Origin of the sequence: Sphingobacterium puteale (assembly GCF_050986225.1) — a bacterium.
Lineage (GTDB): Bacteria > Bacteroidota > Bacteroidia > Sphingobacteriales > Sphingobacteriaceae > Sphingobacterium > Sphingobacterium puteale.
Genome location: NZ_CP158959.1, coordinates 1,806,479 through 1,824,465 on the forward strand (window position 1 = coordinate 1,806,479; position 17,987 = coordinate 1,824,465).

General features: G+C 38.0%; 20 protein-coding genes and 1 pseudogene. 18 read left to right on the forward strand and 3 right to left on the reverse strand.

The genetic code is table 11. The features are described 5' to 3' along the window. Window positions 1–342: 342 nt before the first annotated feature. On the reverse strand, window positions 343–522 hold the full coding sequence (locus ABTV71_RS07410; protein WP_433902721.1) for a hypothetical protein: 180 nt from the start codon (window positions 520–522) through the stop codon (window positions 343–345). A 360-nt stretch (window positions 523–882) separates the two neighbouring features. Further along, a pseudogene (locus tag ABTV71_RS07415) lies at window positions 883–1,275 on the reverse strand (DUF1016 N-terminal domain-containing protein); the annotation flags it as partial. 447 nt (window positions 1,276–1,722) lie between these two features. Between ABTV71_RS07415 and ABTV71_RS07420 the strand changes: the two are divergent. The 6 genes from ABTV71_RS07420 to ABTV71_RS07445 all read left to right on the forward strand — a co-directional run bounded on the left by ABTV71_RS07420 (window position 1,723) and on the right by ABTV71_RS07445 (window position 5,592). Next, window positions 1,723–2,490 (forward strand): leucine-rich repeat domain-containing protein, encoded by a 768-nt coding sequence (locus tag ABTV71_RS07420; protein ID WP_433902722.1) that lies wholly within the window; start codon window positions 1,723–1,725, stop codon window positions 2,488–2,490. After that, window positions 2,462–2,953 carry a hypothetical protein gene (locus ABTV71_RS07425; protein ID WP_433902723.1) on the forward strand — a complete coding sequence of 164 codons (492 nt, stop codon included), beginning with the start codon at window positions 2,462–2,464 and terminating at the stop codon, window positions 2,951–2,953. Before ABTV71_RS07420 ends, ABTV71_RS07425 begins: the two co-directional genes overlap by 29 nt. A 113-nt stretch (window positions 2,954–3,066) precedes the next feature. Beyond that, window positions 3,067–3,414, forward strand: coding sequence for a hypothetical protein (locus ABTV71_RS07430; protein WP_183078874.1), 348 nt, complete (start codon window positions 3,067–3,069; stop codon window positions 3,412–3,414). Between the two features lie 4 nt (window positions 3,415–3,418). Continuing rightward, a complete protein-coding gene (locus tag ABTV71_RS07435) occupies window positions 3,419–3,784 on the forward strand; it encodes a hypothetical protein (protein ID WP_433902724.1) in 366 nt (121 codons plus the stop codon). A 369-nt stretch (window positions 3,785–4,153) separates the two neighbouring features. Then, entirely contained in the window at window positions 4,154–5,236 is a 1,083-nt protein-coding gene (locus tag ABTV71_RS07440) for a redoxin domain-containing protein (protein WP_433902725.1), read from the forward strand. 77 nt (window positions 5,237–5,313) lie between these two features. Then, on the forward strand, window positions 5,314–5,592 hold the full coding sequence (locus tag ABTV71_RS07445; protein ID WP_433902726.1) for a hypothetical protein: 279 nt from the start codon (window positions 5,314–5,316) through the stop codon (window positions 5,590–5,592). A gap of 43 nt (window positions 5,593–5,635) precedes the next feature. Here the strand turns inward: ABTV71_RS07445 and ABTV71_RS07450 are convergent, their stop codons facing one another. Then, window positions 5,636–6,853: a hypothetical protein gene (locus ABTV71_RS07450; RefSeq protein WP_433902727.1), complete on the reverse strand. Its 1,218-nt coding sequence runs from the start codon at window positions 6,851–6,853 to the stop codon at window positions 5,636–5,638. Window positions 6,854–7,264: 411 nt separating this feature from the next. Here ABTV71_RS07450 and istA point away from each other — a divergent pair, with 411 nt between their 5' ends. From istA to ABTV71_RS07510, 12 genes are all read left to right on the forward strand, one after another. Beyond that, entirely contained in the window at window positions 7,265–8,830 is a 1,566-nt protein-coding gene (gene istA, locus ABTV71_RS07455; RefSeq protein WP_433900457.1) for an IS21 family transposase, read from the forward strand. A gap of 59 nt (window positions 8,831–8,889) precedes the next feature. Further along, window positions 8,890–9,639, forward strand: coding sequence for an IS21-like element helper ATPase IstB (gene istB, locus ABTV71_RS07460; protein ID WP_286851113.1), 750 nt, complete (start codon window positions 8,890–8,892; stop codon window positions 9,637–9,639). A gap of 125 nt (window positions 9,640–9,764) precedes the next feature. Next, a complete protein-coding gene (locus tag ABTV71_RS07465; RefSeq protein WP_433902728.1) occupies window positions 9,765–10,097 on the forward strand; it encodes a DUF6984 family protein in 333 nt (110 codons plus the stop codon). Then, on the forward strand, window positions 10,094–10,459 hold the full coding sequence (locus ABTV71_RS07470) for a hypothetical protein (protein ID WP_433902729.1): 366 nt from the start codon (window positions 10,094–10,096) through the stop codon (window positions 10,457–10,459). Before ABTV71_RS07465 ends, ABTV71_RS07470 begins: the two co-directional genes overlap by 4 nt. A gap of 413 nt (window positions 10,460–10,872) precedes the next feature. After that, on the forward strand, window positions 10,873–11,070 hold the full coding sequence (locus tag ABTV71_RS07475) for a helix-turn-helix domain-containing protein (RefSeq protein ID WP_433902730.1): 198 nt from the start codon (window positions 10,873–10,875) through the stop codon (window positions 11,068–11,070). 634 nt (window positions 11,071–11,704) lie between these two features. Then, window positions 11,705–12,619, forward strand: coding sequence for a hypothetical protein (locus tag ABTV71_RS07480; RefSeq protein ID WP_433902731.1), 915 nt, complete (start codon window positions 11,705–11,707; stop codon window positions 12,617–12,619). Window positions 12,620–12,879: 260 nt separating this feature from the next. After that, a complete protein-coding gene (locus tag ABTV71_RS07485) occupies window positions 12,880–13,425 on the forward strand; it encodes a peroxiredoxin (RefSeq protein WP_433902732.1) in 546 nt (181 codons plus the stop codon). Between the two features lie 101 nt (window positions 13,426–13,526). Next, window positions 13,527–13,979, forward strand: a complete 453-nt coding sequence (locus tag ABTV71_RS07490) for a thioredoxin family protein (protein ID WP_433902733.1) — start codon at window positions 13,527–13,529, stop codon at window positions 13,977–13,979. Between the two features lie 22 nt (window positions 13,980–14,001). Then, entirely contained in the window at window positions 14,002–14,646 is a 645-nt protein-coding gene (gene msrA / locus ABTV71_RS07495) for a peptide-methionine (S)-S-oxide reductase MsrA (protein ID WP_433902734.1), read from the forward strand. A gap of 7 nt (window positions 14,647–14,653) precedes the next feature. Further along, complete coding sequence (gene msrB / locus ABTV71_RS07500) at window positions 14,654–15,181, forward strand: peptide-methionine (R)-S-oxide reductase MsrB (RefSeq protein ID WP_433902735.1); 528 nt, start codon at window positions 14,654–14,656, stop codon at window positions 15,179–15,181. 110 nt (window positions 15,182–15,291) lie between these two features. After that, complete coding sequence (locus ABTV71_RS07505) at window positions 15,292–17,199, forward strand: protein-disulfide reductase DsbD family protein (protein ID WP_433902736.1); 1,908 nt, start codon at window positions 15,292–15,294, stop codon at window positions 17,197–17,199. A 147-nt stretch (window positions 17,200–17,346) separates the two neighbouring features. Beyond that, the gene (locus ABTV71_RS07510) at window positions 17,347–17,934 is read left to right on the forward strand and encodes an RNA polymerase sigma-70 factor (protein WP_433902737.1); all 588 of its coding nucleotides are present in this window, start codon (window positions 17,347–17,349) and stop codon (window positions 17,932–17,934) included. Window positions 17,935–17,987: the final 53 nt, after the last annotated feature.

The following is a 17,987-nucleotide window of genomic DNA, read 5'->3' on the forward strand; positions in this document are numbered from 1 at the left end:
GAAAGAAAATCAACATGAATTAGTCAAAATGGGGTACAGAAATTACAGAGCGGTATTTTGAGTTTTTGAACCAACATATTGATGATGTTGTGTTGGGTAGAGTCGGAAATTAACGAGATCGCATCCGCACATTTCCTTTCCCAGACCCATAGCTGATATTGCACGCTTGCTGACTTATGCCCCCCAAATTTTTCCAAGTTCTTTAAAAAGTTTGTCGGGAAAACTCCCGGACAATATCGTACAGATCTAAAAACGAAAAAATTTAAAACCTCAGTATAAAACAAATGACTTCTTGTTATTGCAGCTCTCCCCTCCAGCGATAAACTAAATAGCTGAATATTGCTAGTTCACATTTTTGGACCTGCTTCTTACGTGCTTTCGTAACCAGGCTATAATAGTTCGTCTGTCGGTAATATTATATTTTTCCATGGCTTCTTCGAGGAATAGTTCTCCCTTTACGATAGAAAGAACGATCAGTTCCTTATTCTCTTTAGCATAGCGGTTAGCAGAATTCTTTTTCATAATTTTTATAACAATACTGATTAAAATAGTTAAGCTGCCTTATCAAATAACTGACAGTTGGCTCTGTGAAAATTCTGAGAAGTATCACAAAAGTACTACTAAATTGAAAAGTTTTTTTTGGGGGGTGAAAAAAAAACACCCCCCAAGAACTACCCTAGGAAGGTCAATCTTCTAGTATTTAGTTATTTTTGGCTATTAATATAGAAATAGCCGAATTTTTGGCTACATCATATTTAACAGAACTTGAACCCGCTATTCAAAGCGATATATATGAAATTACAAGGGACATTGGTTAACAGTGATTCTGAAATAGGCTCATGAACAGCAAATTTGCTTTATAAACAGGGTTGACAAATAAATTTATTTGCCCGGATATTGACTTTTGTAAATCGGTCTTTTATAATGGAGGGTATGTAAATATAGCTCCCGCTCACCAACGTTTTTCGAACGCGGAGGAAATGAGAAATTATAGGCCTTTTCCTCAAATAAAAGTATTAGCGCTGAATAATGAATTTGATTCAAAACTGGATCTGTTCTATTCTTGCTTAATGCGTCTTTTGTCCAGTCGAATTTTTTGGTTGCTTGGATATAAAATTTACGCTCTTGTTGATCCTTACATTTAGATAATATGGCTATATGTTTTGTCCAACTAATTTCTCCAACCAATGGTTGGAGATTTGGATTATCATTATATTCATTATAAAATTGAGCCATATACCACAGATTTGTTATAGAAAATCCACCTATACCCGGAAACTCCTTTTGAAACTACCACCTACATAAACCTTCTTTTCCTCAAATAGGGAGACCACCTCGAATACTTTTGCTGTACACTTTAAAAGAAAAGAAAATGGCAAATCAGCTTTTAATCAAGAACACATGCAGGAGATGGGTAATCTCTCTCCAGAAGAAATTACAGGACTACAAGGTACTACTTCAATCTATTCAGGAGTTAAGCTACTATAGTGCCGGTAAGGGGAAAATATCAGTCTTCCGGGGCGAAAATTCTATACTTCAAGAACACTAAGTATACCACATGATACAATTTTCGTGAATGTTTCAGCTGTGTTGAAGTACAATATTCAAGTTTTGTATTTCTATTTAAATTTGTATTTTAGTACTATGTTCCGGCTTTCAAATCGTGCCCGAACGCAAACCCCGAAACGTTATCCGAATTATATCCAATCCAACTGCTGCTAAATGAAAGATACTGATTTTGAAGATTTTTGGAATGGCTTAAGCCAACTTTGGAAAGCTGATCTATCTCACGGACTAGGTAATGATTATTCTCTACGGGGCAAAATTCCGGTATCATTTGAAGAACTTAATAAGGTAAAACTTTTGTATTTATGTCAGCACTCTAATCTAGAACCATTATTACACCTTCCCAATTTGGAAGCTTTATTTTTGTCTGGTTGGGTAAATATAGACTATACAAGCCTAAGTAAATGTGAGAATTTAAAAGAGTTAGGATTAGCTAATACAGATATTGACAATCTGAACTGGATTACTTCTCTGAAAAAGCTGAAAAAACTGAGTATAAGTAAAACAAAGATCAAGAATATTGAGCCATTGCTTAGTTTACCTTCACTCACTGAACTTAATATATCGGAAACAGATATTGTAGACTGGAAACCGTTAACTAGCATACACAAACTCTCTAAACTTTATGCATTCTACTGTAAAAAACCAATTGATTTAGAAACAGTTTCAAAACTTAAAAATCTTACACTAATCGACATTCGTGGTAATGATATTGAAAATCTAAATTTCTTATCCGAGTTAAAAAAACTAAAATGTATTTGGGACATAGATTGTGGTACTAACAATTATGATGTATTAAAAAAGCTTCCAAGCCTTAACCAAATTGGTTGCAGAAAAGAAGTATTCGAAGAAATTAAAGATTGGTTTATTGACAAAACAATGCATTATAATGTGAATGGGAAAGAAATTACAATTAAAAAATAATACGTCGTATAACAAGGATTTGCCAAACCGCGCTTTCGAGTTTACGAAAATAAAGAGGAAGATAAGTTTACCACAATCTGAGTTATTTAAAGATATTGTAGCTATAGATCTGGATGGTATTTATCTTGATCTACATAATGAATATGACTGCATTAGATTGGCATACAACGCAGCATATAACGAATTTCGTCTTACGTTTAAACGAATTAATCTAGCTACTGACGCCAACTATAGTCTAGTTGATCTCGTATTTATTGATGCTGTCATGGAGACATGCTTATTTGTTCTTGACGGAGATGTTTCCAATGAATTTAAGACGATTGACCTGATATATCGAGGTCGGTTTGAAAATGAAACTGCGCTAGCTGAGTTTGATGGCTCTGGGCGATCATTGTACTATATAGTTTTTTATAGCGGTATTGAATTAAAGGTATTTGCAACCTCGTTAATCGTTGAGTTGTAGAATGATCATGTTGCTATCACTTCTATTTTAAATTTGGCTTGAATTGATAATTTGTTGAAATTAGACGAACAATAATCCTCATTTTTTTGATAGTTAAATTGACGATGATCATTATGCGAAAAATGCAGTTCAAATTATTTTTTACTCATCGAGTAGAGGATATTTTCAATGACAATATCGATATTCATATTATACTGAGTAATGACGATGTATATGTTGCTACTTTGTTTACGTTAAACAATATTGGGATGTTAATGCGACGTGACGAGGCTTCCTATTTCTGGGCTTCCGATATGATTATTGTGCCGGATTTATCTCATTTGACAATCCGTAAAGCTATTCAGGAGGCATTGGATGACGGGTATTTTGAAAAAGCCTGCTCAAAAATAGGTACAGTTAAAACAGTGTTTGATTATGAAGGATGGCAATCCTATAACCAAGTTGATAAAACTTCTATATAACTGAATGATATTAAAGCAAGACATAATCATGGCACTCAGCAAAAAATTGTCTCTGCCTTACAAAGGGACAGAGCAAGACTGGGATATTGAAATGGCAGACTCCTCGCGGATAAATGAATTTATTGATTTGTATCACCAACATGATTTAGCATTTGAGGAAAGGATGGCATTGATGTCTCTGATTGTTGCGTCCTATGACGATTATCTAAATGAGTATGACCTATCTGTAGATTATAGATGGGATAGAATTAGAGCGATGTTATCAAAGGATAAAAGATATTTTGTCGAACTAATAGATTATTGGTCATTGGATCATGAACACGATGAAGATCACATTTTTAAAATAACACCTCTTATGAGAACTGTCTAATCAATATGGATGGCATTAAATTAAATAAATTCTTGAATAGAATACCAATTGCATTGATGTTTTCTATTTCTAAACCCTTCGAATTCGACGGGTTTAAAATTTGGGACGGTACAGGGCAATACATTCATTCCTCATCTGAACGTTGGGCATCGGATATGAGCGGCGTGCTCGGAACTCCCTGTTGAAATGCTTAGGTCCAAAAGCGGTTTTTAATAGTTTTCTGGAAATATATTATGCTAGAAAAATCATTAAAAATTTTCTATTTTCGCTTTTGGAATTTAATCCGAAATCTAAGTTAAACTATACCCCTGAACATATAAATTTATGAGATTAGCATTTCTCACTTTAGCCTTGCTATTAAGCTGACAATTGTCTTATGGACAACAAAATTATTTTACTATTGAAGGAAAGCTGGCCAAGGAGACGGCCTATAAATATATTTATCTCAACTATCAAAGTACGGAAGGTTTTAAACAGGATTCATCCCTTATTAAAAATGGAGCTTTCTATTTTAAAGGTATTCCAGTATATGGAACTCACGCCTATATTCAGCTAAAAGAAAACGGCGCAGCGGATCCTGATAATGGAAATCAGTTCGATTTTTCGATTGAGCCAGTAAATTTTAAGATTTTTGTGGATGAAAATCTGAATGAATCACGTATAGAAGGCTCTCCGATCGACAAAGATTTTCAAAAACTTAAACGGATATTAGAGCCAGCCTATTTAGCATGGGAAAAATGGTATGAAAGATATGATCAATTCAAAGCTTCTGCTAGTCAAGATAGTATTGAGCTGAATAAGTATAGTATTGAATATCAAAAACTCGAACAGGACGAAACGGATCTGGCCGTTGATTACATTATTAACCATCCTGGAAGCCTCCCAAGTTTAAATACGCTGGAAAGATTCTCCCGTCGATTAAAATTAAGACAAATAGAAAAATTGTTTGATAGTTTGGATGATAGGATCAAACAAACATTCGATGGTAAAGAGTTTCGCAAGCAGATTGAGCGTATGAACGCTGTTCAAATTGGGAAAATAGCACCTGATTTTAGTGCTAAAGATACATCCGGAAATTTTGTATCCCTAGGCAGTTTAAAAGGAAAATATCTGCTGTTGGACTTCTGGGCAAGTTGGTGCGGACCGTGTAGAGAGGAAAATCCTTATGTGGTGAAAGCCTATCAAAAATTCAAAGCTAAAAATTTTGAAATTTTAGGGATTTCTTTGGATGATGAAACTACGAAAGAAAGATGGCTTAAAGCCATTAAAGAAGATCAATTGGTATGGCAACAGGTTTCCGATCTTAAAGGCCGGCAAAGCGATGTAGCTGAATTATATCATGTGAGAGGAATTCCTCAAAATTTTCTTTTGGATCCCAAGGGCGTGATTATAGCCACTAATCTTAGGGGAGAGGAGCTTTTAAAAAAACTGGAAGATATTCTAGGGAAATAACTGAGTAAGCTAAAAAGATTCGTGTAAAGACAATTAGTACGCAAATAAAAGCGAAGCATTTTTATAACTGCAGACCTATGATAAAGTATCTAAAAGAACAGCGATTACCATTTTTTATTGCTCTAGCGTATGTAGGTATAGGTACTTTATCTGTATGTTCGATTTTTCCTGATGATCCGTTTTATAACGAATGGTTTGTTGTCGGTACGGTATTTACGTTTCAAGTATCGATTATAAGCTTTGTATATCGCTATGCCGAAGGAGATCTACTTTACCCAGTATTTATCATTCAGGCAATTATGTTTGTACTTACTTTTTTTATCCTGAGTCATCTATTAAAGGCAAAAAGCAAATAAAAAAGAGCGGTTGACAATGAGGATGAAAAAGCGTTGATAATCTCTATAACAACAGTGCAAGATTAAAATACATATCTCTATAACGCATAAAATCTTCATAGCTGACACCAAGCGACAACCCCTTCACAAAAAATCTACTGTTAAAATAGATAGACTTTGACAGATCGATTTTATAATTGGTCTGACCTTCAAAAAAGGAAGCCGATATTGCGGTATTGATATTAAGCTTTGTCAAGCCTTTTGATGCAGAGAGGTAGATAGCACTTACGTTACCTTCATTCCTCAGATAATCTATACCGGCGCCAACGTTAAAATTGTTTCTAAGCTGCAATCTATACACGAGTTGATGGTTTTCAAACTTTTCGTTAGCATTTCTTATATTGATCTTTCTCTTCTGATACCTATAGACTATATAATCAGTGAGATTAGCCTTATCATAAAAGATTTTACTCTTAGCTAGGGCGGTGTTCAGATGATAGAATCCATTCCTGCTGAAATTATATTGCAGCGATGCTCCCATGTTTACTTTTGTTCCTCCTATATATCCTGCATTATAACCGGTATAAAAACCATAGGGGAGTTTTGTTGAGGCGCTATAGCCTGCCCAAAAGCTGTTCGAAACATAACACATTAATGCTAATCCACCAGTATGATAACACCCTTTATGGGGTAAGTTGTTTTTGAAAGACTTGAAGGTTTCTTCTAGTTTTAGCGTATCCGATAAGTTATTCACGAAATCCGAAATTGCTCTTGCTTCTGGCAGCCCATGTTGAATGGAGGGTGTCCAATAGCTTTTTGTGCTGTAAATCCCTTTGTCTGCCTGTTCTATGTTATAAGTTATACCGTCAGCCCCCTTGCTCCATCCCTTTATCTTTTCGCCTGCAGGTATATTTAGCAACTTAAGATTCAGAAAAAGTTCATAAGCGGTCTTTGCCTGATCGGGGGAAAGGGGAGCTTTATTGAATAAGGTATCTGTTCTGTGATCAGCAGATTTTTTTTGATGGTATATATAGTTCGTTACCGTACCTATAATGCGTGTACTGTCTGCAGTGATATCAACTGCCTGTCCGTGACCCCAAAATCGAAATGCCAATTCATGATTAGACTTTTTTAGATCTGACAATTCTAATTTTTTCGACAACGCTTCTTGGCGAACATCAATTGTCGTTGTATTATCCTCCATCTTTTTAGATTGCGGATATACATAGGGTAGTTCCAGTAGAAAAAATACCAATAAAATCGCTGTTCGAATTTGAATCATATCAATTTTTCGCTATACCACTATCCACCGTTGGAGCCCATAAGTCTGTCTCTTCAAAACCTGTTGAAATATTATAGTGTCCGGATCCTCTATTTATACTTTGTATGCTCATCATAAAAGGTTTGGCAAATAAATATAGCAAAAGTTTGATTTGTTTAAGTGATTATTGATCTTTATATAGATGAATCTTTGATAAGTGTAATCGGTAAATCAGAATACACAACTTTTGGCAATTTAGCGTGCAGCAAAAATGGCAATAACGGTGCAGCGTTTTTGGCAATAACGGTGCAGCGTTTTTGGCAATAAGGAATGCAGCATAATTGGCACTAATCAATACATAGTTCATCTTTTGGGACGCGGTGTCCCAAAAGAAAAAACAAGCTTTGTCGGAGCAAAAAGACAAAGTTATTTATGAACTATTATTTAAGTAAACTTATGACCTATCATGAGGTTCACAGAATGCATCGGGAAGGCAGTTCGATTCGCAGGATTTCCGAACATCTCGGTCTGAACTGGCGTACTGTAAAAAAGCTTCTGAGCAAAGACGACCGAAGTTACCAAAAAGAACTGGAAGCGCCCCCTTCCAAGAAAAAGTTATTGGATCCCTACCGTGATTTCGTAAAGGAAAAGCTGTCGCTGTATAACGATACCTCAGCGGCCCAGATGCATGACTGGCTCAGGGAGCATTACCCTGACTTTCCGCAAGTCAGCCCCAAGACCGTATTCAACTTTGTTCAGGGTATCCGGGCGGAGTTCAACATCCCCAAAGAAGTGAGCGGCCGCGATTTCCAGATGGTCGCGGAGCTTCCCTATGGTGAGCAGGCGCAGGTTGACTTTGGTTTTTACAACATGACCACTACGCGCGGTAAGCAGAAAAAAGTACAGTTTTTTACCTTCATCCTCTCCCGGAGCCGCTATAAGTTTGTTGTTTTCAGCGATGTGCCCTTTACCACGGCTATGGTGATCGCTGCCCATGAAGAGGCCTTTCGGTTTATCGGCGGAGTGCCCCGTGAGATCGTCTATGATCAGGACAGGTTATTTATGGTATCGGAAAACCTCGGTGACATCGTCCTGACCTCCGAGTTTTCCAGCTATGTACGCGATCGTGGCATCAAACTTCATTTCTGCCGTAAAGCCGACCCCCAGAGCAAAGGGAAAGTGGAGAATGTGGTCAAATACGTAAAGCAGAACTTTCTCTACAATAGGCCTTACCGTGACCTGGATACGCTCAACGATGAATGCCGGGCCTGGCTTTTCCGTACGGCCAACAATCTGCCCCATGGTACCACGAAACTTATCCCACTGGAAGAACTGCACCGCGAACAGCTATTGCTGGAAATGTGGTATGAAATAGCCCCGCAGACTCCGGTAAAAAAGCTTTACGCTGTCCATAAAGACAACAAAGTGTCGTATAAAGGCAATTTCTATAGTGTCCCCATCGGCACCTACAACGCGGGAACCATTAAAGTGCAGCTGGGCGAACTTGCGGGTAAGCTGCTCATCCGGGATCTCTGTGGAAAAGAAATATGCACGCACGATATATGCAGCCTTAAGGGCAAAAAGATCATACTGCGCAGCCATGGCCGGGACATGGAGCCTAAAATAGCAGAAATAGTAGATCGGATCTCTGATCTGTTTGAAGATCCGGGTAAGGCAAAGCAGTGGATACTGGCCATAAAACTTCACAAAAAGCGGTATATACGGGATCAGTTGCAGATGGTCGAGCGTACTGTAAAGGATAACAGTGCTGCACATATATCGCGCGCACTGGATTATGTACATGCCAACAACATCCTGAGCGCTACGGATTTTAAAGCCTATCTGGAATACATCCGCTCGGAAAAAAAGCAGGAGCCTGAGCTGGATACCAAGATCATACGGCTCAACCCTCTGGATGGAAACAGCAGTACACCATTGGATATTGAACCCCAGAAAAGTGACTTAGATGATTACGAGGCGCTTTTCGGCTGCAACTAAAACAATCGCTCCCTGTCGTTGCTTCGACAGGGATATATAAATCTTATCAGGCAATAACTATGGACAATCAAAAACAACAGGTAAAACAACTTTGCGCCGACTTCAGGCTTTCAGCGATAGCTGCCGGCCTGGATGATATCCTATCGGGGGCAGAAAATGAGCAGATAGGCTATCTGGAATTACTCTCCCGTCTTTTCAGGGCCGAGCAGCAGCACCGCCGGCAAAGGGATGAGAGCAGACGGATGAAATCTGCTTCTCTGCCAAAAAACAACGACCTCTCGCTCTACGAAGCCAAACGTAACGGGCTTACCGACAAACGGCTCGCTGCACTACGGGAACTTAACTGGATCGACCAGCTGTTTAATCTCGTGCTGATGGGACCCAGTGGAACTGGAAAAACAATGCTTGCAGCAGGCCTGGCAAGAGACGCTGTCAAGGCAGGCTATCATGTGTATTTCAGGACGATGGAAGAGATCGTTTCTACCTTAAAGACCAGGGACTTTGTACGTTCACAGGCTGCTGAATACAAAAAAATGCTGCGGGCGAGCCTCATCGTTATTGATGATGTCATGCTGTTCCCTCTGGAAAAAAATGTCGCGGTCGCTTTCTTCAATTTCATCAACCAGATCTACGAATCTACCTCCATCATTGTAACGACAAACAAGAAGCCGACAGAATGGGCTAAAATGCTGGAGGATGAAGTTATTGCAACGGCACTTTTAGATCGGATATTGTTCCGATGCGAAGTGATAAACCTCACAGGGGAAAGCTATAGAATGCAGAATAGAAAAACGTTCTTGGACAAGTAAATTTTATAGCATACTTTTGGAATGGATTGTGTATTTATTAGTGCCGAAAATGCTGCACTCCAACTTACCAATTATGCTGCATTTTTATTTACCATTTACAATAAGCCAATAGAACTATGCGAAATATGAAAAGAAGACTTAGCTCTGCGGAAATAAAGCTGATTTCCTATTTGGTGCGGGATACGCCAGAGGGACCCCGTATTACAGCTTCGTTGGAAGACCTGTTTGTTGAAGAAATGGACGATGGTGGAATGGGTAGCCTCCATGTAATTATAGAAGGAGAGGATCATAAGCGTTCAGGTGGTGTGCTAGCCGACATGGATTCTCATGATGTCGACGGAATGTATTTGCTTATCTCTGTTATAGTGGATACTGATGATAATTTTTATGAATTAGATATTTTCAAAGGTGATTTTTCTCCTTTGATACAGCTTCCATATGTATCAATAAATTTATGATGCGGTATTTAAACGAAGATGAAATTCAATGCAGATTGAGACTTGGAAAATCAGTGGAGCAATGGTTGGGTGTTGTTCAGCAAACAGATTATACCATACTCAGATGGTTAAGCATTGATAAGGAAGGCGACGAAACCTTTTCCGTGGCTTATTTCGAATCAATTGATGAGGGGAATGAAGACTTCTTGGACATCTATGCGTTTTCGTTGGTTGACCCAGAAGAGCCATTTGGTGTGATAAATACATTCTCTTCAATTACAAAAGCGTTGGAATTTGCAGAAGTTACCTACAAAGCGTCTCCTCACAAATATACTGCTGCAGGAATGATTCAGGATGAGTATAGAGATTATATTAATAATTGACTTTATGTATGTAGACATACATAATATTCCGCAAAGAGTGCATCGCAATGTTATTCATTGAAGAAAACTATCAAATATGAAAGCTGCAATTTTTCTTTTTTTTATTATCATACTAGCCTCTTGTCGTTACTATACTGGCGAAATGATACCGGGCTGGATAAATTGAATAGCGAAAAATTGATTTAAAAGCTCAATAAGGATATATTGGCATTGAAACTTAAGGCGATTGTCTTTTTGTTAGCACAATCCCAGAACGCCGCAACGATACAATTAATTCTTTCGCAGCTTTTTCCCCGACAACATTTTCTTTTAAACAAATTATAGAGGCAAACTTATTTTCCCAATTATCCATCGAACAGTTAGCCGAATTAAATAATCTCAGCCTGTCTTCCTTTAAAAGGGAGTTCGCGAAATTGTTTAATGATACTCCGGCCAACTATATCAAAAATAAAAAACTCGAAAAGGCTGCTGAACTGCTCCTGATATCAGATGAGCGAATTACCGATATCGCATTTCAATGTGGATTTAATGAGCTGGCTACATTTACTAAAAGTTTCAGCGATAAGTACAATATGACTCCCAGTCATTATCGTCAGAAAGTCCGTGGATAACGATGTAATGAGTCCCTGATTTTATCTCCTCAGCAGCAATTAGTTCAAAAAAAGCACTCCCAATAATTAAGGAATGCTTTTTTTGAACTAAAGAATCAAATTTCTGGACTTAATTATTAAATCATTTTTGAACGGCTTCTCCAACTTTGTAATGTTCCTTTAGGCATCGTTCTCAACCGCGTTTCATAAAGAGAAATGGAAGTCAAGGTACATAGTGTGTTTAGTTAATGAGAGGCAGCAATTGATGGTTTAACTGTGTATGTCAATGGGAGTAGAGTTTAGTATTCATATGAAGAGAGTCTTTGATGGCTGCTTTGAAACAGTATGAAAATGACGACGCTATTGCTTATGACGAAAAACTGCACAGGATGAGCGGCTGCCTCTTACTTATTTTATTCTTTATTAAATAGCGTTTAATTATTAAAAGTGTTGCAAAATGAGCTTGTCAGGTTTAGGGGTTTTATATATGGTTATCTGTGTCATAACCATTATCGTACTGGTTATCACGGTTATTAATTATGGTAAAATTAACCTTGTTTTATTATTAAGGAAAGTTTATCATAAAGCCTTTATTTTGATTGCATTGATACTAATTGGTTGCTCTTTAGATGCTAAAGCGCAAAACATGGTGAGCATGGCATCGATCCATCCAGTAGCAGATACCGTTGGAATAAGCAAAAATGAACTCGCTATACGTTATCCAGCCTTACGCCGATTTGGGGTGTCAGCAAGCTTTTATGGTTATAGTGAATTTCATGCTAAAGTAGTGGACAATACTTTTGCAACAGGTCAAATGAAGACGCAGCGAGTGAGTTCTTATTTCAATACTCCAGCTGCTCATTGGGATAATAACTCGCTTTCAGCAACCGTATTTTATACCCATACATCTACTGAACTTAAAGAAATCACAGGTCCATTTGGAGAACTGTTTTCAGATAAAAACACCTTAGATCTTGCGCTTAACTATTCTAGGTCGGATAAGATTTTTGATCAGGCTATTATTTATTCTTTAGTTGCCAGAGCTATTTCCGATAACCTGAATACCATCCGGCGATTTAATTTCAATGGGAGTTTTTCTCTACCATTGCGAAAGGATGATAATACCTCCTTTTCTTTAGGCCTTTTAGTTCTAATTGATCCTTCCGCCCCCTTTCCGGTTGAGCCGATCGTAAATTATTACCGTAAGTTTGTGCCTTCAGGCCTGGAGCTGATCGTAGACCTTCCAAATGGCGTAAATTTAAAAAAGTCTGTCGCTAAAAATACGTGGCTGAGTATAGGATCCAACCAAACATCTTATAGTACTTTTTATAACCATCATAGTGGTTTTTTAGATGGAAAAGTGAGTTACAATACAATCGAGCTCAAGAGTGGTGCTGCTTTTGAATATCTTTTTGCGAAAAATATCATAGTCAATGTGGGCGGGGGAATTAACAGCTTTTTAGCTTCCAGATTGTTTAAGGATGGAGAGAATTATAAGCGTGCCTCGATTAGAAGTACAAACAAAAGTTCTCCCTACCTGACCCTGGGGCTGTCTCTTCTTTCTTTCTGATTAGGTAAGCGCAATATAGATTAATATAGTCCCGAAAAAGAATATTACGGGACTTATTGTTGTAGGATAGCTTAATATGAGTCCCTGGAATTAATAATGCAGATCATTGAACCGATTCAACAACATTTCCTTTATGGATAAACAATCTTTGATGTGGACTAAATTGACAAATTGTTGGTCTGAAATCAAATTTATTTTTCTTTTCAATAGCGCAATTTTACAATGTCAATAGTGACAAGCAAATTTCAAATTTTATGAGGATGGTAACATTAAAAAAAAGTAACCTTATTTTATGGATGGTTATGTTGATTACGGGCTTAGGATCAGTCAAACTGATGGCGCAAGAGCCATTAGAAATAGGTAAGAAGGTTCCCTTGTTTACCCTAAAAAATCAGGATGGTAAAGAATTTCAGTTGTCAAAGCAGATTGGCAAAAAGAAGATTGTGATTTTCTTTTATCCAATGGATGAGAGTCCCGTCTGTACGAAGGAGGCCTGTGCTTTTCGTGACGCTTATGAAATGTATAAGGAGGCAAACGCGCTGGTAATAGGAATCAATAAGGGTACCGTAGAGAGCCATAAAGCTTTCCATGAAAAACAACACCTACCCTTTGACCTGTTGAGTGATCCTGACAACAAAGTACTTGATTTATTTGGTGTGAAGGAAGAAGATCTTGGCAATATGGTTTTAAGCGGCCGTGAAACTTTTGTCATCGGCAGAGATGGCACTATTGTATATAAATTCCGCGATTTCATGAAGGGTGACGAGCATTCTAAGCAGGTGCTATCGTATTTGAGTAGCAAATAGTGATTTATTTAAGGGAAATTTTTGACGGTTCATCATAGCGGGGTGGAAATCCCACTCCGCTATGATTAGATCTAAGTTTTTTATCATTTGACAATTTTGCAATGAAAAATTTAAAAAGCGGTTCATTTATGAGTTTGTCCTGTTTTCTGTTGCTTTCAGCGCTTTCGGGAAGTTTACAGGCGCAGCAAAAGCAACGGGCCAAACAGGAAATCAATTTTAGTACAGCAGATTATAAGCATGTCCTTGCTTCAGCAAAGGCAAGTAAAAAGAAAATATTTATCGACGCCTATGCGTCTTGGTGCGCGCCATGTAAGGAGCTTCAGAAAGTTACCTTCAAAGATACCAAGGCTGCAAGCTACTTTAATAAGAACTTTATTAATATGCGTATTGATGTGGAGAAAGGTGAGGGAGTTAAACTGGCGAAGAAGTGGGGAATATCGGGACTGCCGACTTTACTTATCCTTGATCAAAACGGACATGTATTGGATAGCCACATTGGTTATGTTGATGGCAACGGACTTATGGAATTCGCTAAGGATGCAGCTGGGCAATAATTTTTTTTTAAATACTAAAGCAATGAAAGATTTTTTTATTCTAATATTTATCTTTTTCCTGTTTTCATTTACAAGAGTTTCCGCTTCTTGCCCCAAGAGAATTCCAGATTTTGTTCTTCCAGACGCTGCCCTTAAATTGGATACAGCGACCTTTGCTTCAGGCTGCTTTTGGTGTATAGAAGCCAAGTTTTCGCAACTTAGGGGAATTCAGAAAGTCGTCACGGGTTATACTGGTGGTCATGTGACTAGCCCTACCTATAGGGAAGTATGTACAGGAACGACAGGACATGCCGAAGCCGCGAATATTATTTATGATCCAGATCTCATATCTTACGATGAACTGCTGGAAGCCTTTTTCCTTTCACATGACCCTACACAGCTAAATCGACAAGGGAATGATATCGGTCCACAATACCGGTCAGCAATTTTCTATCATAACGATCAACAGCGTGAAAAAGCACTTTATTATATAGCTAAGTTAACTGAGCAAGGGATCTATCATGGTCCAATCGTAACGGAAGTTACAGCTTTCACACGTTTTTATAAAGCAGAAAGTTATCACCAACAATACTATAAAAAGAATACTGACCAGGGGTACTGTAGGTACATAATCCAACCAGAGCTGGAAAAATTCAAAAAAATATTCAAAAAAAAGCTTAAATATTAATGTAGTTATGATGAAGAATTTAGTTTTTATTTTAATGTTAGTCCTTTTTGCAGGAATTACATATGGACAAAATATGAAATCGGACAAAGGCCATGAGCATAATCCTTACTACTCGACTACCGATACAACAAAGTTAAAAATATCGGAAGCCCAATGGAAAAAAGTGCTACCCACTAATTTATATCTTGTTGCAAGAGAAAAGAATACAGAGCTGCCATTCACCGGCAAATATTGGCGTAGCAAAACGAAAGGAACTTATTATTGTGCCGTCTGTGGAAATGTACTATTTCGTTCGGATGCAAAGTTTGCCAGCAGCTGTGGATGGCCATCTTTTTATGAGCCTCGGCATAAAAACAGCGTTATATACAAGGATGATCGGTCGCACGATATGATAAGGACCGAAGTGTTGTGTGGGCGTTGTGATTCGCATTTAGGCCATATTTTTGATGATGGGCCAGCGCCTACATACAAAAGATTCTGCATGAATTCCATCTCACTGGATTTTGAACCTGATAATAAGGTAAAAGGCAGGTAGTACTCGTTATAGAGGTGATTTAAGATCTCCTTTTCGACTTGATGATATCATGGTTCATTCATAGCGGTTTTTCTATTAAAATTTTTTGATCACCTATTTGATTATTTATTATGTACCAGAAGTTAATGCACTTGCTGGCGGTACTTGTTGTCACAATATTCAGTATTGCAAATGCAGGAGCACAGATACAGGAAAATCCTGTGAAATGGAAATCTTCGATTGAAAAAGTAAGAGGCGATACGCTACAGGTAAGATTTCAGGCAACTATTGAAAAAGGCTGGCATATCAACAGCCAATTCAATAAGGTTGTGGATGGACCACTACCCACCCTTTTTAATATTGCGTCCTCCGAACAGTATACTTTGGTCGGATCTGTGATAGAGCCCAAACCACGAGAACGAGTGGAAGAGGCCTTTAATAAACAGACTTTGTACTATTTTGAAGATGAAGTTGTTTTTCTTCAAAAACTGATACCGAAAGTTAAAGGTCTTATGACCGTGAAAGCTACCGTGGATTACATGGCATGTGGAGACAAAATGTGTTTGCCACCCGAAACTGAAGAGATTATTATAGACTATAAGGTAGACCATTCAATGGTAGATAGCCGCAGCGCTGAGACAAATTTATTATGGATCTTTCTAAGCGGTTTTTTAGGCGGCTTTTTGGCGCTGCTTACACCGTGTGTCTTTTCAATGATTCCGTTAACGGTAAGTTACTTCACGAAGAATGGTGGATTTAAAAGAGCTTTTGTTTACGCCGTTTCTATTATAATAATATATGTTGCCCTTGGGCTTAGTGTTACGTTAACGTTGGGGCCCGATGCGTTAAATGCACTTGCAAGTAATGGAATTGTAAACTTTATTTTCTTTCTGATCTTTGTAGTTTTTGCGATATCATTTTTGGGTGTATTTGAAATTACACTACCAAGTTCATGGTTAAACAAATCTGATCAGATGTCTGATAAAGGCGGGCTGATCGGGTTATTTTTTATGGCCTTTACTTTGGCCTTGGTTTCTTTCTCCTGCACGGGCCCGATTATCGGGAGTCTGCTGGTCCAGGCTGCTGTCGATGGCAACGTTGTTGGTCCGGCAATGGGGATGTTCGGATTTGCTTTGGCACTTTCAATTCCATTCATGCTTTTTGCTGCATTTCCAAGTATGTTAAAAAAACTCCCACGATCGGGAAGCTGGCTAGGCAAAGTGAAAGTAACTTTGGGATTTTTGGAACTAGCCTTGGCTTTAAAATTTCTTTCCACTTTTGATTTAGTGTTTCAAATAGGCTTTTTAAAAAGGGAACTTTTTGTTGCCATCTGGATTGTCATCTTTTTACTGCTAGGCTTTTATGTGCTTGGTAAATTAAAGCTTGATGATGACGAGCATAAGTCGAAAGTGCCTATCAGCGCTTTAATCGCATCGATTTTTATCTTTAGTTTTGTCGTTTATCTTATACCGGGTTTACTCGGAGCACCTCTAAAACTTGTTAGTGGCTTTCTGCCACCATCGTTTTATAAAGAATGGAAACAGGAAATAGTACCCCCAATAACAAGTGATCCGAAAAATGGAGCTATCGCTCATAGGCAGGGCTGCCCGCAGAATTTAAACTGTTTTCATGATTATGAGGAAGGAATAGCCTATGCTAAGACGGTATCCAAACCAGTGCTCTTGGATTTTACTGGATGGAGTTGTGTGAATTGTCGCAAGATGGAAGATAATGTCTGGAGTGATTCCGAGGTTTGGAAGAGGCTAAACGATGATTACGTTTTAATATCTCTATATGTTGACGATACTTCGGATCTTCCTGAAAGTCAGCGAGTAGTGTCTAAATCTACAGGTAAGTTGATTAAAACGCTCGGTAATAAGTGGAGCGATTTTCAGACCACTAAATTTCACACGAACTCGCAACCCTATTACGTGGTTGTGGATACAAACGGAAATCAGCTGACAGATGCTGTTGCCTATGAACCGAACGCTAAGAAATACGCTGCTTTTTTGCAAGCCGGAATAGAAAAGAATGATTAGGAGCCGATTCGCGGCAGAAGCTTGTATAAAATGGTAATCCAAGCATTGAAATAGAAAAATATAAAAGGACTTAAGTTTTCGGATTTAATAAAAAGTAGCTAAACCCTAGCATTAATATGAGTATATCATTATCTTCGTGATTATAATATGACTCCATATATAAAGTTTACCGATAATGAATTGGCTACCTTGCTAAGCACAGGCGATGAAATTGCTTTCAAAGTGATCTATCAAAAATATTGGGACAAACTGATTGCAATCGCAGGTAAACGATTGGGGGATATTATTGAAGCTGAGGAAATTGTTCAAGATATCTTTCTTAATCTTTGGCGACGAAAAGCCAATTTTGAACTTAAACAAACATTTGATCATTATTTTGCGGTAGCAGTCAAATTCGAAATCATCAATAGATTGGCAAAACGCGCACGGGAGCGTGAGCGGAACAAATTATTTTCGCAAGGCCTGGTTGAAGGATTTGAGCCAATGATGCCCTTGGATCTTCGAATACTTCAAAAACAGCTTGAAGAAACGATTAGCTCACTTCCCCCAAAGTGTCAATTGGTATTTCGCATGAGTCGTGAGTCAGGCTTGAATAATAAAAAGATTGCGGAACAGTTGAATATTTCTGAAAAGGCAGTCGAGAAGCATATTACGCAAGCTCTGAAAAAATTGAAATCTCGTTTTGGAATCCTTTTGCCAATTGTTATACTTTTATTTCCGGACATAAAACATTAGCTGTTGGCTGTAAAATCAACATAGTATTTTTTTTCATAATTTTTTAATATTAA

Excerpts from the sequence above, each read along its gene's own strand:
- ABTV71_RS07505 (WP_433902736.1), top strand. The coding sequence starts at position 15,292 with ATGTACCAGAAGTTAATGCACTTGCTGGCGGTACTTGTTGTCACAATA.
- ABTV71_RS07490 (WP_433902733.1), top strand. The coding sequence starts at position 13,527 with ATGAAAAATTTAAAAAGCGGTTCATTTATGAGTTTGTCCTGTTTTCTG.
- ABTV71_RS07425 (WP_433902723.1), top strand. The coding sequence starts at position 2,462 with ATGGGAAAGAAATTACAATTAAAAAATAATACGTCGTATAACAAGGAT.
- msrA (WP_433902734.1), top strand. The coding sequence starts at position 14,002 with ATGAAAGATTTTTTTATTCTAATATTTATCTTTTTCCTGTTTTCATTT.
- msrB (WP_433902735.1), top strand. The coding sequence starts at position 14,654 with ATGATGAAGAATTTAGTTTTTATTTTAATGTTAGTCCTTTTTGCAGGA.
- istB (WP_286851113.1), top strand. The coding sequence starts at position 8,890 with ATGGACAATCAAAAACAACAGGTAAAACAACTTTGCGCCGACTTCAGG.
- ABTV71_RS07435 (WP_433902724.1), top strand. The coding sequence starts at position 3,419 with ATGATATTAAAGCAAGACATAATCATGGCACTCAGCAAAAAATTGTCT.
- ABTV71_RS07485 (WP_433902732.1), top strand. The coding sequence starts at position 12,880 with ATGGTAACATTAAAAAAAAGTAACCTTATTTTATGGATGGTTATGTTG.
- ABTV71_RS07445 (WP_433902726.1), top strand. The coding sequence starts at position 5,314 with ATGATAAAGTATCTAAAAGAACAGCGATTACCATTTTTTATTGCTCTA.
- ABTV71_RS07420 (WP_433902722.1), top strand. The coding sequence starts at position 1,723 with ATGAAAGATACTGATTTTGAAGATTTTTGGAATGGCTTAAGCCAACTT.
- istA (WP_433900457.1), top strand. The coding sequence starts at position 7,265 with ATGAACTATTATTTAAGTAAACTTATGACCTATCATGAGGTTCACAGA.
- ABTV71_RS07450 (WP_433902727.1), bottom strand. The coding sequence starts at position 6,853 with ATGATTCAAATTCGAACAGCGATTTTATTGGTATTTTTTCTACTGGAA.
- ABTV71_RS07410 (WP_433902721.1), bottom strand. The coding sequence starts at position 522 with ATGAAAAAGAATTCTGCTAACCGCTATGCTAAAGAGAATAAGGAACTG.
- ABTV71_RS07430 (WP_183078874.1), top strand. The coding sequence starts at position 3,067 with ATGCGAAAAATGCAGTTCAAATTATTTTTTACTCATCGAGTAGAGGAT.
- ABTV71_RS07465 (WP_433902728.1), top strand. The coding sequence starts at position 9,765 with ATGAAAAGAAGACTTAGCTCTGCGGAAATAAAGCTGATTTCCTATTTG.
- ABTV71_RS07470 (WP_433902729.1), top strand. The coding sequence starts at position 10,094 with ATGATGCGGTATTTAAACGAAGATGAAATTCAATGCAGATTGAGACTT.
- ABTV71_RS07510 (WP_433902737.1), top strand. The coding sequence starts at position 17,347 with ATGACTCCATATATAAAGTTTACCGATAATGAATTGGCTACCTTGCTA.
- ABTV71_RS07480 (WP_433902731.1), top strand. The coding sequence starts at position 11,705 with ATGGCATCGATCCATCCAGTAGCAGATACCGTTGGAATAAGCAAAAAT.